This window comes from Streptomyces sp. NPDC087844, from assembly GCF_044742785.1.
In the GTDB taxonomy this organism is placed as follows: domain Bacteria; phylum Actinomycetota; class Actinomycetes; order Streptomycetales; family Streptomycetaceae; genus Streptomyces.
In genome coordinates, this window is sequence record NZ_JBIUVD010000003.1 from 170070 (window position 1) to 190291 (window position 20222).

14 protein-coding genes and 1 pseudogene are annotated in these 20222 nt (G+C 70.2%); 3 read left to right on the forward strand and 12 right to left on the reverse strand.

Annotated elements, in window-relative coordinates:
- Positions 1 to 162 precede the first annotated feature (162 nt).
- The 5 genes from ACIOKD_RS07660 to ACIOKD_RS07680 form a co-directional block, all read right to left on the reverse strand.
- On the reverse strand, positions 163 to 1002 hold the full coding sequence (locus ACIOKD_RS07660; RefSeq protein WP_402079651.1) for a carbohydrate ABC transporter permease: 840 nt from the start codon (positions 1000 to 1002) through the stop codon (positions 163 to 165).
- The gene (locus ACIOKD_RS07665) at positions 999 to 2381 is read right to left on the reverse strand and encodes an ABC transporter permease subunit (RefSeq protein ID WP_402079654.1); all 1383 of its coding nucleotides are present in this window, start codon (positions 2379 to 2381) and stop codon (positions 999 to 1001) included. The genes ACIOKD_RS07660 and ACIOKD_RS07665 overlap by 4 nt, the downstream gene beginning before the upstream one ends.
- Before the next feature lie 5 nt (positions 2382 to 2386).
- Positions 2387 to 3715, reverse strand: coding sequence for an ABC transporter substrate-binding protein (locus ACIOKD_RS07670; RefSeq protein ID WP_402079657.1), 1329 nt, complete (start codon positions 3713 to 3715; stop codon positions 2387 to 2389).
- A gap of 68 nt (positions 3716 to 3783) precedes the next feature.
- Entirely contained in the window at positions 3784 to 5457 is a 1674-nt protein-coding gene (locus ACIOKD_RS07675; RefSeq protein ID WP_402079660.1) for a glycoside hydrolase family 13 protein, read from the reverse strand.
- A gap of 170 nt (positions 5458 to 5627) precedes the next feature.
- On the reverse strand, positions 5628 to 6902 hold the full coding sequence (locus tag ACIOKD_RS07680; RefSeq protein WP_402079663.1) for an ABC transporter substrate-binding protein: 1275 nt from the start codon (positions 6900 to 6902) through the stop codon (positions 5628 to 5630).
- Positions 6903 to 7069: 167 nt separating this feature from the next.
- Here ACIOKD_RS07680 and ACIOKD_RS07685 point away from each other — a divergent pair, with 167 nt between their 5' ends.
- The 3 genes and pseudogenes from ACIOKD_RS07685 to ACIOKD_RS07695 all read left to right on the forward strand — a co-directional run bounded on the left by ACIOKD_RS07685 (position 7070) and on the right by ACIOKD_RS07695 (position 10750).
- Complete coding sequence (locus ACIOKD_RS07685; RefSeq protein ID WP_402079666.1) at positions 7070 to 7576, forward strand: PadR family transcriptional regulator; 507 nt, start codon at positions 7070 to 7072, stop codon at positions 7574 to 7576.
- Positions 7573 to 8358 carry an ABC transporter ATP-binding protein gene (locus ACIOKD_RS07690; RefSeq protein ID WP_402079668.1) on the forward strand — a complete coding sequence of 262 codons (786 nt, stop codon included), beginning with the start codon at positions 7573 to 7575 and terminating at the stop codon, positions 8356 to 8358. The genes ACIOKD_RS07685 and ACIOKD_RS07690 overlap by 4 nt, the downstream gene beginning before the upstream one ends.
- Positions 8359 to 8453: 95 nt before the next feature.
- Positions 8454 to 10750 (forward strand): annotated as a pseudogene (locus ACIOKD_RS07695) (FtsX-like permease family protein).
- 174 nt (positions 10751 to 10924) lie between these two features.
- On the opposite strand, the gene pgi reads toward ACIOKD_RS07695, so the two are convergent.
- From pgi to ACIOKD_RS07730, 7 genes are all read right to left on the reverse strand, one after another.
- A complete protein-coding gene (gene pgi, locus ACIOKD_RS07700) occupies positions 10925 to 12580 on the reverse strand; it encodes a glucose-6-phosphate isomerase (protein ID WP_402079671.1) in 1656 nt (551 codons plus the stop codon).
- A 299-nt stretch (positions 12581 to 12879) separates the two neighbouring features.
- Positions 12880 to 13215: an RNA polymerase-binding protein RbpA gene (locus ACIOKD_RS07705; protein ID WP_010352468.1), complete on the reverse strand. Its 336-nt coding sequence runs from the start codon at positions 13213 to 13215 to the stop codon at positions 12880 to 12882.
- Positions 13216 to 13451: 236 nt separating this feature from the next.
- Entirely contained in the window at positions 13452 to 13682 is a 231-nt protein-coding gene (secG, locus tag ACIOKD_RS07710; protein WP_384809574.1) for a preprotein translocase subunit SecG, read from the reverse strand.
- A 160-nt stretch (positions 13683 to 13842) separates the two neighbouring features.
- Complete coding sequence (tpiA, locus tag ACIOKD_RS07715) at positions 13843 to 14619, reverse strand: triose-phosphate isomerase (RefSeq protein WP_402079674.1); 777 nt, start codon at positions 14617 to 14619, stop codon at positions 13843 to 13845.
- Positions 14620 to 14625: 6 nt separating this feature from the next.
- The gene (locus ACIOKD_RS07720; RefSeq protein WP_402079676.1) at positions 14626 to 15837 is read right to left on the reverse strand and encodes a phosphoglycerate kinase; all 1212 of its coding nucleotides are present in this window, start codon (positions 15835 to 15837) and stop codon (positions 14626 to 14628) included.
- A 149-nt stretch (positions 15838 to 15986) separates the two neighbouring features.
- On the reverse strand, positions 15987 to 16997 hold the full coding sequence (gene gap, locus ACIOKD_RS07725) for a type I glyceraldehyde-3-phosphate dehydrogenase (protein ID WP_402079679.1): 1011 nt from the start codon (positions 16995 to 16997) through the stop codon (positions 15987 to 15989).
- 192 nt (positions 16998 to 17189) lie between these two features.
- Positions 17190 to 20141 carry a M14 family zinc carboxypeptidase gene (locus tag ACIOKD_RS07730; protein WP_402079681.1) on the reverse strand — a complete coding sequence of 984 codons (2952 nt, stop codon included), beginning with the start codon at positions 20139 to 20141 and terminating at the stop codon, positions 17190 to 17192.
- Positions 20142 to 20222 lie beyond the last annotated feature (81 nt).

Consider the following 20222-nt stretch of genomic DNA (forward strand, 5'->3'; position numbering starts at 1 on the left):
GGCGGCAGGGGCTTTCTTTCGCCCCCGCACCCCCTTTGCGCAGTTCCCCGCGCCCCCAGGGGGTTTTCAGGGGCGCGGGGAACTGCGCAGACGGGGGCGAGGGGGCGCAGCCCCCATCCGTGGACGGGAACGGGTAGGGGCGGCGGGGGCGAGAAAAGCCCGTTACTTCACCGACCCCGCCATGACCCCCTGCACGAAGTGCCTCTGAAAAGCGAAGAAGACAACCACCGGCACCACCAGGGACAAGAACGCCCCCGGCGCGAGCACATCGATATTGCTCCCGAACTGCCTTATCTGTGACTGCAGTTCAACAGTCAACGGCTGCGCGGAACTATCCGCGAAGAGCAGCGCGACCAGCATGTCGTTCCAGACCCAGAGGAACTGGAAGATGGCAAGACTGGCAAGCGCCGGCCGCCCCACCGGCAGCACGAGCCGGGTGAAGATCCGCCACTCCCCACCACCGTCCATCCGCGCGGCCTCCAGCATCTCCTTCGGCATCTCCGCGAAGTAGTTCCGAAGAAGGAAGATCGCGAACGGCAAACCGTACGACACGTGGAAAAGGATGACCCCGGGAATCGTGCCGAAAAGACCCAGCTGCCCGAAGAGTTTGGCCACGGGCAGCAACCCGATCTGCACGGGCACCACCAACAGCGCGACGACGACCAGGAAGACGGTGTCCCGCCCCGGGAAGTCCAGCCACGCGAACGCGTACCCCGCGAGCGCGGCGATGACGACGACGAGGAACGTGGTCGGCACCGAGATCAGCACGGTGTTCCAGAACGCCCGCGTCATCCCCGAGTTGCCCAGCAGCGCCGAGTAGTTGTCGAAGGACAGCTGACGGGGACTCGTCAGCACGGTCCACCAGCCGCCCGTCGCGGTGTCCTGGGCGGACCGCAGCGACGACAGGAACAGCCCGGCGAGCGGGGTGAGCCAGACCAGGCCGATCACCACCAGGAACGCCTGGACCAGGCTGTTGCCGAGCCCCCGCCTGAGCGCGTTCATCGTTGACTCCCTCGGAAGCGGCGGACGTTGAAGACCATGGCGGGGATCACAAGGAGCAGGAGCAGCACCCCGAGCGCACTGCCGAGGCCCTGGTTGTTGCCGCCGCCGAAGGACACCAGCCACATCTGGGTGGCGAGCACGGTGGCGTCCTCCTGCACGGGCCCCGGCGCGATGATGTAGACGAGGTCGAAGACCTTCATCACGTTGATCACCAGGGTCACGAAGACCACGGTGAGGACGGGCCCGAGCAGCGGCACGGTGATCCGGCGGAAGATCTGCCACTCGTTCGCGCCGTCCATCCGGGCCGCCTCCAGCGCGTCACGCGGCAGCGCGGCGAGCCCGGCCCCGATCAGCACCATGGCGAAGCCGGTCCAGATCCACAGGTACGCGCCGATGATGGCGGGCGTGACGAGCGCGGGTCCCAGCCAGGAGATGCCCTCGTACGGCGGGGCGAAGTTCGAGCCGGGCAGCCGCACGGTGTACGCGCCCTGGTCGAGGCCCTCGAAGCGGAAGGAGCCGTCGGCCGCGGTGGTGGCGCTCGCGACGGTCTTCCCGTCGCGGACCGCCTCGACGCCCATCCCCGGCAGCCCGCTCTCGGCCGTGTCGACCTCGCCCTGCTTCCCTCCCCCGCCGCGGGTGAAGTCCAGGTAGACGACACCGCGCAGTTCGTCGGCCGCCGCCTTCCGCGCCGCCGCCGGGTACGCGGGCCGCGCGTCCCCGGGCAGGTCGTCGGCGCGCACGCCGACCAGCCCGAGCCCGACGGTGTCCCCCGGGGACGCACCGGCGGTCGTACCGTACGAGCCGTCGGCGCCCTTCGTGAGGCCCTGGCCCTCGCGGGCGCGGGCGGTCGGGTAGGACGACTCGCCCTTGAACACGTCGTGCACGGAGACGACGGCGGCGTTCAGGACGCCCTTCTCGGGGTCCTCGTCGTAGGCGAGGCGGAAGATGATGCCCGCCGCGAGGAAGGAGACGGCCATCGGCATGAAGAGCAGGAGCTTGAAAGCCGTCGCCCAGCGCACCTTTTCGACCAGCACGGCGAGGACGAGGCCGAGTCCGGTGAGCAGGGTGGGCGCGATGACGACCCAGATGGCGGTGTTCCGGACGGCCTTGACGGTGGCGGGGTCGTGGAACATCTCGCTGTAGTTGTCGCCGCCGACGAACCGGTCGCCGGAGGCGTCGAAGAAGCTGCGGCCCACGGAGAACAGCACGGGATAGACGACGAGCGCGCCGAGCAGGAGCAGCGCGGGGAGGACGAACGCGAGGGCGACGATACGGGCCCGGCGGCGCGCACGCCGTCTGCGGTCGCGGTCGGCCTGCGCGGCGGGCGGTGGACCCGCCTGTGTCGGGTCCTTCAGCTCTCTCGAACCAGTGGCGGTCATGGCGATCAGTCCTGGTACGCCTTGGCGGCGGCCTTCTCCAGCGCCGCGCCGGTCGCCTTCGGGTCGGACGGGTCGCGCAGGAAGTCCTGGAGGATTTTCCACTCGCCCGCGCCCTTGGTGCCGCCGAACGCGGCCGGGGCCTGGTCCGACATGTCGAAGCGGACCGAATCACCGGCGTCCACCAGGGACTTGGCGGTCTCGCGGGTGATGTCGTCGCCGTAGGAGGCGAGGTCGAGTTCCTTGTTCGGGGAGAGGAAACCGCCGACCTCGGCCCAGACCGCGGACGCCTCGGGGGTGGCGAGGTACTCCAGGAACGCCATGGCGGCCTTCGGGCTCCTGCCGTCCTTCAGGACGACCGCCGCGTCGCCGCCGCTGACCACGGGCGCCTTGCCGTCGCCGACCGCGGGGAAGGGGAAGAAGTCCGCGTCCTCTCCGATCTTCCTGCCGAACTGGTCCTTGGCGACACCGGCCACGAAGTCTCCCTCGTAGACCATGCCCGCGGCGGGTTCGGGTCCGAAGACCTTCTCGACGGAGCCGGGGAAGTCGGTGTTCAGGGCGCCCTTCTGGCCGCCGGCTATCAGCTCCTTGTCCTTGAAGAGCTTGCCGAGGGTGGTGAGGGCGTCGACCACGGTCGGGTCGGTCCACTTGATCTCGTGGGCGGCGAGGGCGTCGTACTTCTCGGGACCCGCCTGCGAGAGATAGACGTTCTCGAACCAGTCGGTGAGGGTCCAGCCGTCCTGTCCGGCGACGGAGAAGGCCGCGAGGCCCGACTCGGAGACGGTCCGCCCGGCATCCAGCATCTCGTCGTACGTCGTCGGCGTCTCGACGCCCGCCTCGTCGAGGGCGTCGGGGCTGTACCAGACGGTCGACTTGTGGGCGGCCTTGAAGTAGAGGCCGTACAGCGTGCCGTCGACGCTGCCGTAGTCCTTCCACACGTCCGCGTAGTCGGCGTCGACGGACTTCTGGGCGGTCCTGGAGAGCGGCTTGAGCCAGCCCTCCTTCGCGAACTGCTGGAGGACGCCGACCTGCGGGACCATCACCACGTCGGGGGCGTTGCCGCCCTCGATCTTGCTGCCGACGACCGTGGAGACGTTGTCGCCGGTGGAGGTGAATCGGGTCTTGGCGCCGGTCTTCTCGGTGAACGCGTCCAGGACCTGCTGGAAGTTCTTCTGCTCGCTGCCGGACCAGACCCCGGCCACGTTGATCGTCTGGCCGCTGAGCGGCTTGTCGCCGCCGCCCGCCGAGACGGGACCGCCGCCGCCGCACGCGGTGGCACCGAGGGACAGGGCGAGGGCGGTGCAGCTCGCGAGCAGGGTGGTACGTCGTCGCATCATCGTCGATGTTCCTTCGTGAGAGCGCGTGAGATTCGGTACTTGAGGAGTTGTCGGCCGGTGCGGCCGGTTCAGGGGTCGGGGCAGTCGCCGATCCACCAGGCGGCCGTCGAGCCGGGCAGGACGCCGGGCGCGCAGGGGCCGCTGGACAGCAGCGGGGTGCCGGCGACCGGCGCGGGCATCGGCGTCGTACCGAAGTTGACGGCGCACAGCAGGCCGTCGCCTCGGACGAATCCGAGGACGCCGGGCGGGGTGTCCAGCCAGCGCAGCGGACCCTCGCCCAACTGGGGCATCCCGGCGCGCAGTTGCAGTCCGTCGCGGTAGAGGTGCCAGAAGGAGCGGGTGTCGGCGAGGGCACGGTCGGTGGCGTACTCCGCGAAGTAGGCGGGCTGCGGCAGCCACGGCTTGGCGCTCTCGGTTCCGGTGGTGAAGCCGAACGGTGAGGCGTGCCCCGACCACGGCAGCGGCACCCGGCAGCCGTCGCGGACCCGGGCCCGGCTGCCGGTACGGCGGTAGATCGGGTCGGTGAGCACGTCGTCCGGCAGATCGACGACCTCGGGCAGCCCCAGCTCCTCGCCCTGGTAGATGTACGCGGCTCCGGGCAGCGCCAGCATCAGCAGCGCGGCGGCGCGGGCGCGGGCGGCGCCCAGACCGCTGCCCTCGGCGCCCAGTTCGCCGTAGCGGGTGACCGTGCGGACCTGGTCGTGGTTGTTGAGGACCCAGGTGACCGTCGAGCCGGTGCCCGCGATGTCCTGCATGGCCTCCGAGATGACCTTGCGGAAGGCGTCGGCGTTCCAGGACGCGCTGAGCAGGTCGAAGAAGAAGGCCTGGTGCAGCTCGTCGTGGCGTACGTAGTGGGCGTGTTCGCGGGCGGAGGGCACGGAGACCTCACCGACGAGCAGCCGCTCCCGGCCGTCGCGGGCGGTGTACTCCTCGCACACCGACCGCCAGTGCCGCCAGACGCCGTGCACCTCGGGCTGGTTCCAGGCGAGCGGGTTGACCGAGTCCCGGGTGCGGGCGTCGGCCATGGGGTCGGGCGAGTCGGGCAGATCGGGGTGCTTGTAGAGGCCGGCGGCGACGTCGACGCGGAAGCCGTCCACGCCCCGGTCGAGCCAGAAGCGCAGCACGTGGTCGAAGTGGGCGCCGACCTCGGGGTTGCGCCAGTTCAGGTCGGGCTGCTCGGGCGTGAACATGTGCAGGTACCACTGGCCGGGCGTGCCGTCCCGCTCGGTGACCCGGCTCCAGGCGGGGCCGCCGAACATGGCGTGCCAGTTGTTGGGCGGCTCCGCCCCGCCGGGGCCGAGGCCGTCGGCGAAGTGGAAGCGGGCGCGGGCCTCGCCGCCCGGTGCCTCGGTGAGTGCCTGCCGGAACCAGGGGTGCTCGCTGGAGCAGTGGTTGGGGACTATGTCGAGGAGCACCTTGATGCCGAGCCGCCGGGCGTCCGTCATCAGCCGGTCGAACTCGCCGAGGTCGCCGAAGAGCGGGTCGACGTCGCAGTGGTCGGCCACGTCGTAGCCGTGGTCCTGCTGCGGTGAGGGGTAGAAGGGGCTCAGCCAGATCCCGTCGACCCCGAGCTTCTTCAGGTACGGCAGTCCGGCGCGTACCCCGGCGAGATCGCCGATGCCGTTCCCGGTGCTGTCGAGGAAGCTGCGGACGTAGACCTGGTAGATCACTGCGTCGCGCCACCAGCGGTGCATGTCGATCGTCACCCGTTGACCTGTCTGTGCGTGCCTCCGGTTATACATGCATGTTAAGTAGCGATGTCGGACGAGTGTCAATGATCAGGCGCGTACGTCCCGCACGTTGGGGTTGCATATCCATACTTTTCAGCCCACCGAGCGGCAGATGAGACAGCCCCGTTACTTAACATGTAAGTATGATCTGCCGAAATACGCGGCGCGGAGAGGCGGTCGGATCAGCCCCGGCGGGAGATGTCCGCCAGCTCGCGCGCGAGGCGCCGCACCGCGGCCTCGGGCGTCTGGTGCCCGGTCATCGCGTCGTGCGCCACGGCCTGCACGGCCAGGCTGACCTGGTCGTAGCGCGGACTCTTCGGGCGCGGCGCCGCCGCGAGGACGCTCGCGCGGAGCGTCGGCAGATAGGGGAACCGCCGGATCAGCTCCGGGTCCTCGTACAGCGCGGCCCGCACGGGCGGCAGCGCGCCCTCGGTGAGCACCTGACGCTGGGTCCGCTCGCTCGTGAGGTAGGCGATGAGCCGGGCGGCGGAGTCGGGGTGCCGGGCGTGGGCGCCGACGGCGAGATTCGAGCCGCCGAGCACGCTCGCGCCCGGTCCGTCGGGTCCTGGCAGCGGCACCGCGCCGATCTTCCCGGCGACCGGCGAGCCCTTGGCGGAGGCACCGACATAGGCGTACGGCCAGTTGCGCAGGAAGAGGAGGCGGCCGTCCTGGAAGGCCTTCTTGGACTCCTCCTCCTTGTACGTCAGCGCCTTCCTCGGGATCCAGCCGTCGCGTACGCCGCGGGCCAGGAACCCGATGCCCTCACGCGCCGCCGCCGAGTTGACGGTGACACGTTCTCCCTCGTCGCCGAGGATGGTGCCGCCCGCCGAGTAGACCGCCTCGGCCGCGTTCACCGTGAGCCCCTCGTAGGGCAGGAACTGGCCGGCGTAGCCGTCGAGTCCGTACTTCGGAGCGATGCTTCTCGCCTGTTTCTCCAGCTCGGCCCAGGTGCGCGGCGGAGCGACGCCCTCCTTGTCCAGGAGGTCCTTGCGGTAGAGGAGCAGTCCCGCGTTGGTGACGTAGGGGACGGCGTACAGCCGTCCGTCGTAGGTCGCGGTGTCCACGACCGGTGGCAGGAAGCCGTCGAGCGGGAAGCGGCCCGCGGGCAGCGGGGAGATCCAGCCCGCTGCGGCGAACTCCGAGGTCCAGGCGACATCGATGTTCAGGACGTCGAAGCGGCCCCGGCCACCGCCGCGCAGGTCGGTGGCCATCTGCGCGTGGGTCTCGTCGGCGGAGTCCGGAAGTTCGACCAGGGTGACCCGCTCGCCGGGGTGGGCGCGGTTCCAGCCGTCGAGCAGCGGCCCCAGATAGCCGGTGAGATCCCCGGCGGTGGCCAGTGTGAGCGGACCCCGGCCCTCGCCGCGCGCCCCGTCGGCCCGGGCACCCGAGGCGACGTAACCGGTCAGAACCACCACCACGACCAGGAGCCCCCTACCGGCGGCATGTATCCACCGCATAGGTTCCTCCCTGGTGCACCCGGCTGCCGGGCACCTTCGCCCGGAGTCAGAGGCCATGTATACCCGTTAGGTATGGGCGATACTAGGGCCCGCGACACATCGGCCCCCTGACGCGCGGGCCCGCGGCACCTCACGAGGACCTACGGCGGAGGAAGGGGAGAGCACGAGTGCGGCTGCCCCTCCTGGCCCTGCTGGCGCGCGGCCCGGCCCACGGCTACGAGCTCAAGCAGGACCTTGAGCAACTGCTGGGCTCCGCGTACCCTCAGCCGAACGTCGGCCAGATCTATGTGACCCTCGGCCGCCTTGAGAAGTCGGGACTGATCGAGGGCGAGGAAGTCGAGCAGTCGAGCCGGCCCAACAAGAAGATCTACCACCTCACCGACGCCGGACGTGAAGCACTGCGCGCCTGGTACGAGGAGACGGCGGACGAGCCGCGCGTACGGGACGAGTTCTTCATGAAACTCGCCCTGGCACCGCGGACCGGACTGGCCGACCAGATCGCCCTGATCAACAAACAACGGCGCGAGTACCTGAACACCATGCGCAATCTGTCGAAGCTCGCCGCGGCCGAGAGCCGGGACAACCGCATCTCCCAGCTGCTCATCGAGGGCGCCATGCTGCATCTGCAGGCCGACCTCGACTGGCTGGAACGCTGCCAGGAGGAGCTGGAATGAACCGCACCGCTCCCCGTGCCGCCGCTCCTTCGCCGCACGTTGGGGACACCCCGCTCCTGCGGGCCGAGGGCCTGGTCAAGACCCACTACGGCGAGGGCGCTCCCGCACACGCCGTACGGGGCGTGAACCTCTCCGTACGGCAGGGCGAGTTCGTGGCCGTCACAGGTCCCTCGGGCGCCGGGAAGTCGACGCTGCTGCATCTGCTCGGCGGGCTCCAGCGTCCGGGTTCCGGCAGCCTCTGGCTGGACGGCGAGTGCACCGACGCCTACAGCGAGGCGCGCTGGGCGGTCGAGCGCAGGCGCCGTATCGGCATCGTCTTCCAGTTCTTCAACCTGGTCTCGAACCTGTCGGTCGCCGACAACGTCGAGCTGCCCGCCCTGCTCGCCGGCCTCTCCCCCCGGCAGGCGCGCGCCGAGCGTGAGCTGCTCCTCGACGAGCTGGGCCTCGCGGGCAAGGAGCGCAGCATGCCGGGCGAGCTGTCGGGCGGCGAGCAGCAGCGGGTCGCGCTGGCCCGCGCGCTGGTCAACCATCCGCGGCTGCTGCTGGCCGACGAGCCCGCGGGCAGCCTCGACAGCAAGGGCACCCGCGAGGTGACCCGGCTGCTGTCCCGGTTCCACCAGCGCGGCCAGACGATCGTGCTGGTCACGCATGACGCACGGCTCGCGAGCGCCGCGGACCGGGTGATCAGCTTCTTCGACGGCCGGATCGCCGACGACGCGGTACTCGACACCGCGCCCGCCCGCGGCACCGGGATATCCGGCGTGCTGGAACTGAGGGACTGAGCGGCGTGCACGAGCTTCTGCCGCAGGCTCCCGGCCACGTCGTGTCCCGCGTCTCCTGTTCCTGCCGCGTCCACGGGCCGAGGGGCTGAGGCGGCGTGCGTGCCACCCTGCGCTGGGCGCACGCCGATCTGCGCTCGCATCGCGGCGAGGCGCTGTTCATCGTGCTCGCCACCGCCGGGATCGTCGCCTCGCTGCTGCTGGCCACGGCACTGTTCGGCTACGCGACCAACCCCTGGCAGCGGGTCTTCACCCAGTCGCAGGGCGCGCACGTGTGGATCCACACCGGCCCCTCCGCCGACGCGGCCGGGCTCACCGAGCTGGACGGTGTCGCGTCCGTCGCCGGCCCGTACCCCACCGCCGCCGCGACCCTCGCCTCGCGCGGCACCCGCGCCTCGGTAGAGCTGCGCGGCACCGTGGACCGGCCGAGGCCCGGCCGCCCGCTGCTCACCTCCGGCCGCTGGCTCGACTCCGGCGTCCCGGACGGAGTGGTGCTGGAGAGCGGCCTCGCACGGGCGCTGTGGGCCGAACCCGGGGACACCCTCACCGTGCCCGGCGCCACTCGGACCCTCACCGTCCTGGGCATCGCGGACAGTGCCGAGCCCCGCTACCGCCCCGGCGAGCGGCCGGGCCTCGTCTGGGCGCTCCCCGCCGTCGTGCGGAGCACCGACGGGCGTGGCGGCCAGGTGACCGGGCTGCGGCTGACCGACCCCGACGACACGGACTACGCCGTCCAGCGCGCCGTCACCCTCCTCGGCGCCAAGGCCGTCACCGACGTCTCCCACTGGCAGCGGGCCCGGGCCGAGGCGCAGGGCGGCAACCGGCTGCTCGGCCAGGTCCTCGGCCTGTTCGGCCTGGCGGCCCTGCTGGCCGCCGCGCTGGCCGTGCACGGGGCGATCGGCACCCGGATCCGCGGTCATCTGCGGGACATCTCGGTCCTGAAGGCGATCGGTTTCACCCCGGCCCAGGTGGTACGGATCTTCCTGCTCCAGCATGTGGCGTTCGCGCTCCTCGGGGCCGTGCTCGCCGCGACCCTCATGCAGGCCCTGGGCAGCCGGACACCGGGGCGCCTCGGGGACGCGGTCGGCGTGTGGCAGGGCCTGCCGGGGCACACGCCCGCGCTCCTGGGCGTACCCCTGGCGGCGGTGCTGTTCATCGCCGCGACGACCGGGCTCGCGGCCTGGCGCGCCGGACAGGTGCCTCCGGTGCCGGGGCTGCGAGCCGCGGCACCGCTCGGCGGCGGTCTTTCCGGTCTGTCACGCGGGGCGCTCGGACTGCGGCTGCCGTCGGCGCTGGTCCTGGGCTCGCACAAGGCGTTCACGGGCCGGCCGCGCTCGCTGGTGGCGGTGGCCCGGCTGGCGCTGCCGCTGCTGCTGATCGTCGTGGCCATGAGCGCCTGGACCACCATCGACCGCCTCCAGCACAGCCCGGACCGGATCGGATCGGCCTCGCGGCCGCGCTCACCGTACGGGCCGACGCGTCCCTGACCGATCAGGACGTACGGGCCCTGCTGGCCCGCGATCCCCAGGTCGCCGCGGTCCATCCAGGCGTCGAGGTGGCCGCGCTGGTCCCGGGCCAGACGGGCACGATCGCGTTGCGCGGGCTCGGCACCCGCGAGGACCCCTATCCGTTCGCGCTGGCCGAGGGCCGCCCCGCGCGCGGCCCCGACGAGGCGGTGGCCGGCCAGGGGCTGCTCGACCTGCTGGACGTACGGGTCGGGGACTGGGTGCGGATGACGGTCGGCGCGCAGCCGCAGATCCTGCACATCGTGGGGCGCAGCATCGAGCCGGAGAACGGCGGCCGGGTCATCTCCACCTCGCTCGACACCCTCCGCGAGAACGACCCGGGGCTCGAAGCGGCGCTCTACCAGCTCCAGCTGCGTCCCGGCGCCGACCCGCACCGGGTGGGCGCCGAGCTGACCGGGGCCGCGCACGGCGCTCTCAGCGCGCATGCCGTGCCGAACCCGGCGGACGGGCTCTCGCCGTTGCGCGGGGTCGTCGTGGGGCTCATCGCCGTGCTGGCCCTGATCGGCCTCATCGAACTGCTCACCGCGATCGGCGGGGCGGTCCGCGAGGGTGAGCGGGATCTGCCGGCGCTGAAGGCGATCGGGCTGACCCCGCGGCAGATCACCGCGATCACGGTGACGGCCACGGGGTGCACGGCGCTGGCCGCGGTCGTCGTCGGTACGGCGCTGGGGGTGCCGCTGGCGCACTGGCTGATCGACGCCCAGGGCAGGTCGAGCGGCATCGGCGCCGGGATCGCCCAGGGCCCCTCCCCCGTCTTCCTGCTCCTCTTCGCCACAGCCGCCGTCCTGGGCGCCGCCGCGCTCGCCGCACTCCCCGCGTCCCGCTCGGCCCACCGCCGCCTCGCGGACACACTGAGCGCGGTGGCCTGAGCGGCCCGGCGGGAGCCGGAGCGCAGCCCCGGCTCTTGAGGGGCGCGGGGAACTGCGCGGCCAGCCCTCACCGACCCGCACTACATGTCCGGCCCAAGCCCCCCCCAGGGGCGCGAGGAACTGCGCGGCCAACCCCCACCGAACCGCAGGTGAGGGGTCGGCCCGCTCCTGGTGCTAGCCGCGCCCGCGCAGCGACCGGTACCGGCTCACGAGGGCCTTCGTGGACTCGTCCAGGCCAGGAACGTCAGCCCCCTCCGTGAGCGCCGGCTCGACCCGCTTGGCGAGGACCTTGCCGAGTTCGACCCCCCACTGGTCGAAGGAGTCGATGTGCCAGATCGCCCCCTGTACGAACACCTTGTGCTCGTACAGCGCGATCAGCTGGCCGAGAACCGAAGGCGTCAACTCGCGCGCGAGGATCGTCGTCGTCGGGTGATTGCCCGCGAACGTCTTGTGCGCCACCAGCTCCTCGGACACCCCCTCCGCCCGCACCTCCTCCGGCGTCTTGCCGAACGCCAGCGCCTGCGTCTGCGCGAAGAAGTTGGCCATCAGCAGATCGTGCTGGGCCTTGAGCCCGTCGCTCAGCTCGGCGACCGGCTCGGCGAAGCCGATGAAGTCCGCCGGGATGACCTTCGTGCCCTGGTGGATCAACTGGTAGTAGGCGTGCTGCCCGTTGGTCCCGGGCGTCCCCCACACCACCGGCCCGGTCTGCCACTCCACCGGCTGCCCGTCACGGTCCACGGACTTGCCGTTGGACTCCATGTCCAACTGCTGCAGGTACGCAGTGAACTTGGACAGGTAGTGCGAGTACGGCAGCACCGCGTGCGACTGCGCGTCGAAGAAGTTGCCGTACCAGACACCCAACAGGCCGAGCAGCAACGGCACGTTGGACTCGGCGGGCGCCGTGCGGAAGTGCTCGTCGACCAGGTGGAAGCCGTCGAGCAGCTCCCGGAAGCGCTCCGGGCCGATCGCGGTCATCAGGGAAAGTCCGATCGCGGAGTCGAACGAGTACCGCCCGCCGACCCAGTCCCAGAACTCGAACATGTTGGCCGTGTCGATGCCGAAGTCCGCGACCTTCTCCGCGTTCGTCGACAGCGCCACGAAGTGCTTGGCGACGGCTTCCTGACCGGCCTTCAGCTCGGTCAGCAGCCAGTCGCGCGCCGAGGTCGCGTTGGTGATCGTCTCGATGGTGGTGAAGGTCTTCGAGGCGATGATGAACAGCGTCTCGGCCGGGTCCAGGTCGCGTACGGCCTCGTGCAGGTCCGCCCCGTCGACGTTCGACACGAACCGGACCGTCAGATCCCGGTCGGTGTAGGCGCGCAGCGCGTCGTACGCCATCGCCGGGCCCAGGTCGGAGCCGCCGATGCCGATGTTGACCACGTTCTTGATGCGCCTGCCGGTGTGCCCGGTCCACTCGCCCGAGCGGACGCGCTCGGCGAAGCCGGACATCTTGTCGAGGACCGCGTGCACGGCCGGTACGACGTTCTCGCCGTCGACCTCCACGACCGCGTCACGCGGAGCGCGCAGCGCGGTGTGCAGGACCGCCCGGTCCTCGGTGACGTTGATCCGCTCACCGCGGAACATCGCGTCGCGCAGACCGGACACGTCCGTCGCCGCGGCCAGCTCACGCAGCAGCCGCAGCGTCTCGTCGGTGACCAGGTGCTTGGAGTAGTCGACGTGCAGATCGCCCACCTGGAGCGTGTATGCGGCGCCGCGTCCCGGGTTCCGCTCGAACAGCTCGCGCAGGTGCGCCTGCGCGAGTTCCTCCCGGTGCTCCGCCAGAGCGGTCCACTCGGGCGTCTTGTTGAGCCTGGTACGGCTTTCTGCGTTCATCTCGGACTTCCGCCTCTTTCCTGCCAGTGCTGCGTACCTTGCCCCGCTACCGGTCCCAACCTAATTGATCAGGGTGACGCGGGCTGTCGTCCCGCCGTCGTCCGGCCCAACAACAGATACGTGCGGTTCACTCAGAGGTGTCAGTACGGCGACGGAGAAGCCGAGCAACCCCGGGCGTACGAAAAATACGCCGCGAAAAAAGACCGTCCGGCACGAGACACGACCGGCCGGACACCTCTCGGTGTCCGGCCGGCTCGCAACTCCTGGATCTCGCGCCGCTCCTGGGATGCGCGTCGCTCCTAGATCTCGCCCCGCAGTTTGGCGAGCGCCTCGGCGAGGATCGCCTCGCCGTCCGCGTCGCTGCGCCGCTCCCGTACGTACGCGAGGTGCGTCTTGTACGGCTCGGTGCGCGGCGGCGCCGGCGGATTGTCCCGGTCCTGTCCGGCGGGAAAGCCACAGCGGGGGCAGTCCCAGGTGTCGGGGACCTGCGCGTCGCTGGCGAAGCTGGGCTGCGTCTCGTGCCCGTTGGAGCACCAGAAGGAGATGCGCAGCCGGGGCGCGGACTCGCCGCGCTCGGCCTCGCCCATCGGCCCCGCCCCGACCCGGCTTCCTCGGATCGCGTTGCCACTTGCCACGGTCGTAACTCCCTGCGTGATGGTGCCGCGAAGCGAGTCGGCGTGACGCTTCGCTGCGGGCGCCTCAGTCTACGTAAGGCCCAACGCGCGTCCAGTGATAGGAGTTACACCCCGCGCACAGACGCAAGGCCCCATGATAGGCCGCGCCTGCGGGCGCGTACCGGACATGGGGCCTTACGTGCGGAAAGTGCTTGCGTAATGTGCGTTCGTGCTGCGGTGCCGGTGTCGGCCGGTGGTCAGTTGTTGACCTTCATCAGGATGCCCAGCACCACGATGGAGGCGAACCACAGCAGGCCGACCACCAAGGTGATGCGGTCGAGGTTGCGCTCGGCGACCGAGGAACCGCCGACGGACGACTGCATGCCGCCGCCGAACATGTCGGACAGACCGCCGCCCTTCCCCTTGTGCATCAGCACCAGCAGCATCAGCAACAGGCTGAAGACGATCAGGGCGATCGAGAACCCCATAACCACGGCTGGACCAACTTCCTCGGACTTGGACGGACGACTCTTGGACGGACGACGGGGGCCGGTGCTTCGGGTACGAAGCCGCCCGGCCCCCGCAAGGGTACGACGTAACGCCGCTACGGCATACTCGCAGCTCGGCGCTTCACATCCGGAGCGCGGTCTACTGGTCGCGGAACCGGACGATCTTGACGAAGTCCTCGGCGTCCAGTGCCGCGCCACCGACCAGCGCGCCGTCGATGTCGGGCTTCGCCATGATCTCCGCGACGTTGCCGGACTTCACCGAGCCGCCGTACTGGATCCGGACGGCGTCGGCCACTTCCTGCGAGTACAGCTCGGCGACCTTGCCGCGGATCGCCGCGCAGACCTCCTGGGCGTCGTCGGCGCCGCAGACCTTGCCGGTGCCGATGGCCCAGACGGGCTCGTACGCGATGACGATCGACTCGGCCTGCTCGGCGGGGAGGTCCTGGAGACCGCCCTCGACCTGGCTGAGCGTGTGCGTGACGTGGTTGCCCGCCTCGCGGACGTCCAGCTCCTCACCGACGCACAGGATCGGGGTGAGACCGTGCTTGTACGCGGCCTTCACCTTGGCGTTGACGATCTCGTCGGTCTCGGCGTGGTACTGGCGGCGCTCGGAGTGGCCGATCGCCACGTACGTGCACTTGAGCTTGGCCAGCATCGAGCCGGCGATCTCGCCGGTATAGGCGCCGGAGTCGTGCGCCGAGATGTCCTGGGCGCCGTACTTGATCTTGAGCTTGTCGCCGTCGACCAGGGTCTGTACCGAGCGCAGGTCCGTGAAGGGCGGCAGGACCGCGACCTCACAGGCGTCGTAGTCCTTGTCGGCCAGGGCGAAGGCAAGCTTCTGGACATGGGCGATGGCCTCAAGGTGGTTGAGGTTCATCTTCCAGTTGCCCGCCATCAGCGGCGTGCGAGTGGTCATACGGGGTCAGTCCTCCAGTGCGGCGAGACCGGGGAGCGTCTTGCCCTCAAGGTATTCGAGGGAGGCGCCGCCACCGGTGGAGATGTGGCCGAACGCGTTCTCGTCGAAGCCCAGGATGCGGACGGCCGCGGCGGAGTCGCCGCCGCCGACGACCGTGAAGGCCTGGGAGTCGAGCAGGGCCTGGGCGACCGCCTTGGTGCCCTCGGCGTAGTCGGGGTGCTCGAAGACGCCCATCGGACCGTTCCAGAACACGGTGGCCGCGTCGGCGAGCTTCGAGGCGTACAGGGCGCCGGTCTCGGGACCGATGTCCAGGCCCATCCGGTCCGCCGGGATGGCGTCCGCGGCGACGGTGGCAGGGTCGGACGGCGCCTTCGTCTTCAGGTCGGGGAAGCCGGCCGCGACCACCACGTCGACGGGGACGACCAGCTCGACGCCGTTCTTCTCGGCGCGCTCGACGTACTCCTTGACGGTGGGCAGCTGGTCGTCCTGGACCAGGGAGGCGCCGATCTCGTAGCCCTTGGCCTTGAGGAAGGTGAAGGCCATGCCGCCGCCGATGAGCAGCCGGTCGGCCTTGCCGAGCAGCTCGTCGATGACGGCGAGCTTGTCGGAGACCTTGGAGCCGCCGAGGGCGACCACGTAGGGGCGCCGGACGTCCTCGGTGAGCTTCTTCAGGACGCCGACCTCGGTGGCGATGAGGTGTCCGGCGTAGTGCGGCAGCCGGGCCGGGAGGTCGAAGACCGAGGCGTGCTTGCGGTGCACGGCACCGAAACCGTCGCCTACGTAGACATCGGCCAGGGCCGCCAACCGATCGGCGAACTCGCCGCGCTCGGTGTCGTCCTTGGACGTCTCGCCGGCGTTGAAGCGCAGGTTCTCGACGACCGCCACCTGGCCGGGCTGCAGCCCGTTCACGGCGTCGTGGGCGGCCGGTCCGACGGTGTCCTGCGCGAACGCGACGGGCGCGCCGAGGAGCTCACCGAGTCGCTCGGCGGCGGGCAGCAGCGAGAAGGCGGGGTCCGGGGTGCCCTTGGGGCGGCCCAGGTGCGAGGCGACGATCACCTTGGCACCGGCCTCGGCGAGGGCCTTGACGGTCGGCAGGACGGCGCGGATGCGGCCGTCGTCGGTGATGAGGCCGTCGGCCAGCGGCACGTTCAGGTCGGCGCGCACGAAGACCCGCTTGCCGTCGACCCCTTCGGAGAGAAGTTCGTCGATCGTCTTCATAAGTGGACTCCTAGGGAGGGCTCTTTTGTCCGAGAGAGGGCTGATCACTCCGAGCGGGCCGGCCGCTCAGCACGTGCGACAGGGCCCGGGGTGCGCGGCTCTGCGCTGCCCGGGCCCTGTGCTCACACGAGGTGCCTTGCTTCTTGGACCTAGAGCTGTTCGCCGACGAAGACCGTGAGGTCGACGAGGCGGTTGGAGTAGCCCCACTCGTTGTCGTACCAGCCGAGGATCTTCACCGACGTGCCGTCCTGGACCATGGTCAGGGAGGAGTCGAAGGTGCAGGAGGCCGGGTCGCCGACGATGTCGGAGGAGACGATCGGGTCCTCGGTGTAGGTCAGGTAGCCCTTGAGGTCACCGTCGTCGGAGGCCTTCTTGAACGCGGCGTTGACCTCGTCCTTGGTGACCTCTCGCTGCAGGGTGACGACCAGGTCGGTCGCGGAGCCGGTCGGGACCGGGACGCGCATCGCGATGCCGTCGAGCTTGCCCTTGAGCTGCGGGAGGACCAGCGCGGTGGCCTTGGCGGCACCCGTGGTGGTCGGGATGATGTTCTCGGCGGCGGCGCGGGCGCGGCGCAGGTCCGAGTGCGGGAAGTCCAGGATCCGCTGGTCGTTCGTGTACGCGTGGACCGTCGTCATCAGACCCTTGACGATGCCGAAGTTCTCGTCGAGGACCTTGGCCATCGGCGCCACACAGTTGGTGGTGCAGGAGGCGTTGGAGATGACGTGGTGGTTGGCCGCGTCGTACTTGTCCTGGTTGACGCCCATCACGATGGTGATGTCCTCGTCCTTGGCCGGAGCCGAGATGAGGACCTTCTTGGCGCCGCCCGCGATGTGCTTCTCGGCGTCGGCCTTCTTGGTGAAGATGCCGGTCGACTCGATGACGATGTCGACGCCGAGGTCGCCCCACGGGATGTCGGCGGGGTTGCGCTCCGACAGCACCTTGATGGTGCGCCCGTCGACGGTGATCGTGTCGGCGGTGTGCGACACCTCGGCCTTGAGACGGCCCAGAATGGTGTCGTACTTGAGCAGATGTGCGGTGGTCGCGGTGTCACCAAGGTCGTTGACAGCCACGATCTCGATGTCTGCACCCTGCTCCAGCAGCGCGCGGAAGTAGTTACGACCGATGCGGCCAAAGCCGTTGATGCCTACGCGGATCGTCACGAACCGATCTCCTCGTTAGGTACGCCGGTTGTTGACGCCGGCGAGTTGTATGGGATGTCCCCGACCGCCTACGACCCTACCTCCCTGAGGCTCCCGGGGTGACATCGAGATGCCCCATACACGGCAGGGCGGCCCGTACCCACCAGTAGGGGTACGGACCGCCCCGGGGATCGATGCCCCCTTCGGGCCGGGTCAGCCGCGCAGGGCGGCCAGTGCCTTGCCCAGCAGGGCCGTGCGGTCGGCCGCCGAGGTGACGTGCTCCAGGCCGAAACCGAACAGCACGGTGTCACGGGTGGTGACCGCGCCGTACGTCTTGAAGAGCTCGCCGGACAGGCCCCAGTCCTGGACGACCGCGGGACTGCCCGCGGGCGGCCCGGCGACCTTCCAGGCGCCGAGGGACGTCTCGAAACCGTCGGTCGCGCCGGCCGTGCCGCCGATCACGACGGAGGCGTTGTCGGCGAGCACTCCGTGCCCGCCTGAACCCGGGTCGGTGATGTAGCTGACCGACACCTCCACGGTCTTCCCGGCGTACGCGGACAGGTCGAACTCGACCTGCTGCCAGCCCGCGGAGGCCCCGGTGAAGCTGTTCCAGGAGCCGCTCGTACCGGTCGGGGCGCACGCGGTCGCGCCCCGGGTCAGATAACGCGCGAGGGCGGGGTGACCTTGCATGAAGAACCCGGCCTCGCACTCGGCGGGAACGGCCGTGCCGGTGGCGCCGCCCTTGTCGGGGAGTGTGGTCCAGTCGTCGGCCCCGGCCGTGTGCGCCTCAAGCACCGCGTGGTCGTACCCCTCCTCGGTGTCCCACAGGAGCCGGGTGCGCAGGGCGGGCGCGTCGGCCGCGCTCACCCCGGTGAGGTCGATGGTGCGGGTGAGCCGGTTCCAGGCGTAGTCGGTGTGCGTGACGGCCGCCATGGAAGCGCCCTCGTACGGACCGTACGGGTTGACCGTGCCGGGGTACGTCCCGGCGCCCGCGCTGGCGAACTGCGGGAAGCGCGCGACCGGCAGGGTGTCCGAGGTGACGCTGTAGGCGCCCGCCGCGTTCAGCGGGTTGCCGGGCGTGTCGCCGAGCGGTCCCCCGGCGCCCGCGAGCTTCCCCGAGCCGGTGAAGGCGCCGGCGTCCGGAGTCGTCGTACGGGAGTAGGCGCCCAGGTAGTACTGGCTGAAGTCGTTCGTCAGGGCGCCCGGCAGCGCGACCTGGCCGCCCGCCTGCTCGCCCGCCTCGATCAGCTTGCCGCCCTCGTTGAGGTAGGCGCGCAGCTGCAGCTGGGTGGTGTACCCGGGGCGGTCGGCACCGGTGTGGTGGACGACGGTCCCGAAGTGGCTCAGCACCCCGAGCGCGTCGGGCGCGCCCTGGGTGGTGACGTCCCAGACGACGGCCTTGCGGCCGTTGGCCTTCAGGGCGTCGACGTAGAGCTGGGCCTTGGTAGCGGCTGCCCCCTCTTCGGCGATCACCAGCGTGTCGGCGCGGGGCCGTGCGGCGACGGTGTACGTGAAGTGCGTGCCGGAGGTGGGCTTTCCACTCCGTGTCCTACCCGTGAACCAGACCTCGACCTTGTCGCCCGGAGCCCCGTCCCGGACCTTCGCGCGGTACTCGTCGAAGTAGAGGTTGTCCTCGCCGCCGTAGGTCTCGCCGCCCTTCCAGGCCCTGAGGTCCTGGTCCTTCGTACGGCCGTTGTTGACGCGGTACTTCAGTTCCTTGTCGCGTACGGACTTGCGCGCGACGACCGAGATCTCCTGGTCGGCGCCGCGGGAGTACGAGGTGGCGAAGGGGGCCGGGGTGAAGTCGGGGGCGTCGATGCCGACCGAGGACTTCGGCCGGTCGGGCCTGGCCGCCGCCTCGGCGACGGAGAGCGCGAACGGAATGTTCTTGACGAACTCTTCCTGGATCAGCTTCTCGTCGTCCGGGAAGGTGAAGACCGACGCGCAGTCCGCCGCGTTCCAGGCGTCGTCCGGGTAGAGGTTCGACACGGTCTGGCAGGTCGACATCTCAGGGGTGTACATCGCCGTGCCGTTGACGTTGGACGCGTGTCCGTCGGCCTCGCCGTTGGTCGTGTAGAGCTCGGAGGAGACCTGCGGGCGGTAGCCGGGGATCGCCGAGTTCTCGGGGGTCCCGGCGAGGGACTTGTAGAGCACGTCGTCGGGGCTCGGCGTCGCCACCTGCCAGCCGACTCCGTAGAGGAGCAGTTCGGCAGCGGAGTGGTAGTTGATGCCGTACTCGAAGCCGATGCGCTTCTCGAAGGCGTCGATCGCCTTGGTCTCGGGCTCGGAACCAGGGCTCGCGCCGCGGTAGGTCTGGCTGGTCGGATACGGCGAGGACCCCTCGTCGTCGTATCCCCACTTGTAGGCGAAGTTGCGGTTGAGGTCGACGCCGTCACCGACGGTCAGGGCGCCGTCGCCGTTGACGTCCCGAAGGTTCTTACGCCACTGACGGTCGCCCTCGGCCTCGAACGTCCAGTCGTAGCCGTCCGGGTTGGCGGACAGCACGAACCACAGCTCGGTGGAGTCCACGAGCTTGGTGACGCGCTGGTCCTTGCCGTAGTTGTCCAGGTAGTGGTGGAGCAGGCGCCGGGTCATCTCGGGCGTGATCCACTCACGGGCGTGCTGGTTGGACATGTACAGCACGGAGGGCTTGGCGCCGTCCTTGGTCTTCTTGGCGCCCTTGGAGAGCTTGACGGCCAGGATGTCCTGCCCCTGGAGGGTCTTGCCGATGGAGACGACCTTCGTCAGGTTCGGGTTCTGCTGTCCCGTCCTGACGATCTCCTCCTTGAGGTTGCCGGCGCCGCTGTACGGCCGGAAGACGCCGTCCCCCGCGGCGGCCACACGCGCGCGTGCCTTGGCCGAGAGCTTGTGCTCGGCGAGGTCGACGCCCTTGTCCTCCAACTGGTCGGCCTGCTTGTCGGTGAGGTAGACCTCGACGTTGGCCGTGCCCTTCTGCGGTACGCGTTCACTCAGCTCGTGGCCGTCCTGGCCTGCCGCGAGAAGCAGGGGTACCTGCTCCTTCGTGACGTCCGCGCGGAACACCTTGACCTCGTCCGCGCCCGGGTCGGCCGCGGCGCCGGGTTCCGCCTGCGCCATGGGTGCGACGGCCACTCCGCTGAGCAGGAGTGCGCCGGCAGCGAGGATCGATCTCGCTCTTCGTCTCATGAGCCCCCCTTGCAGTAGTCCGCCGGTGCGGCGAACAGATGCCAGGCTTATGACAGTCCATGGTCAAGTCAAGAGCACGCC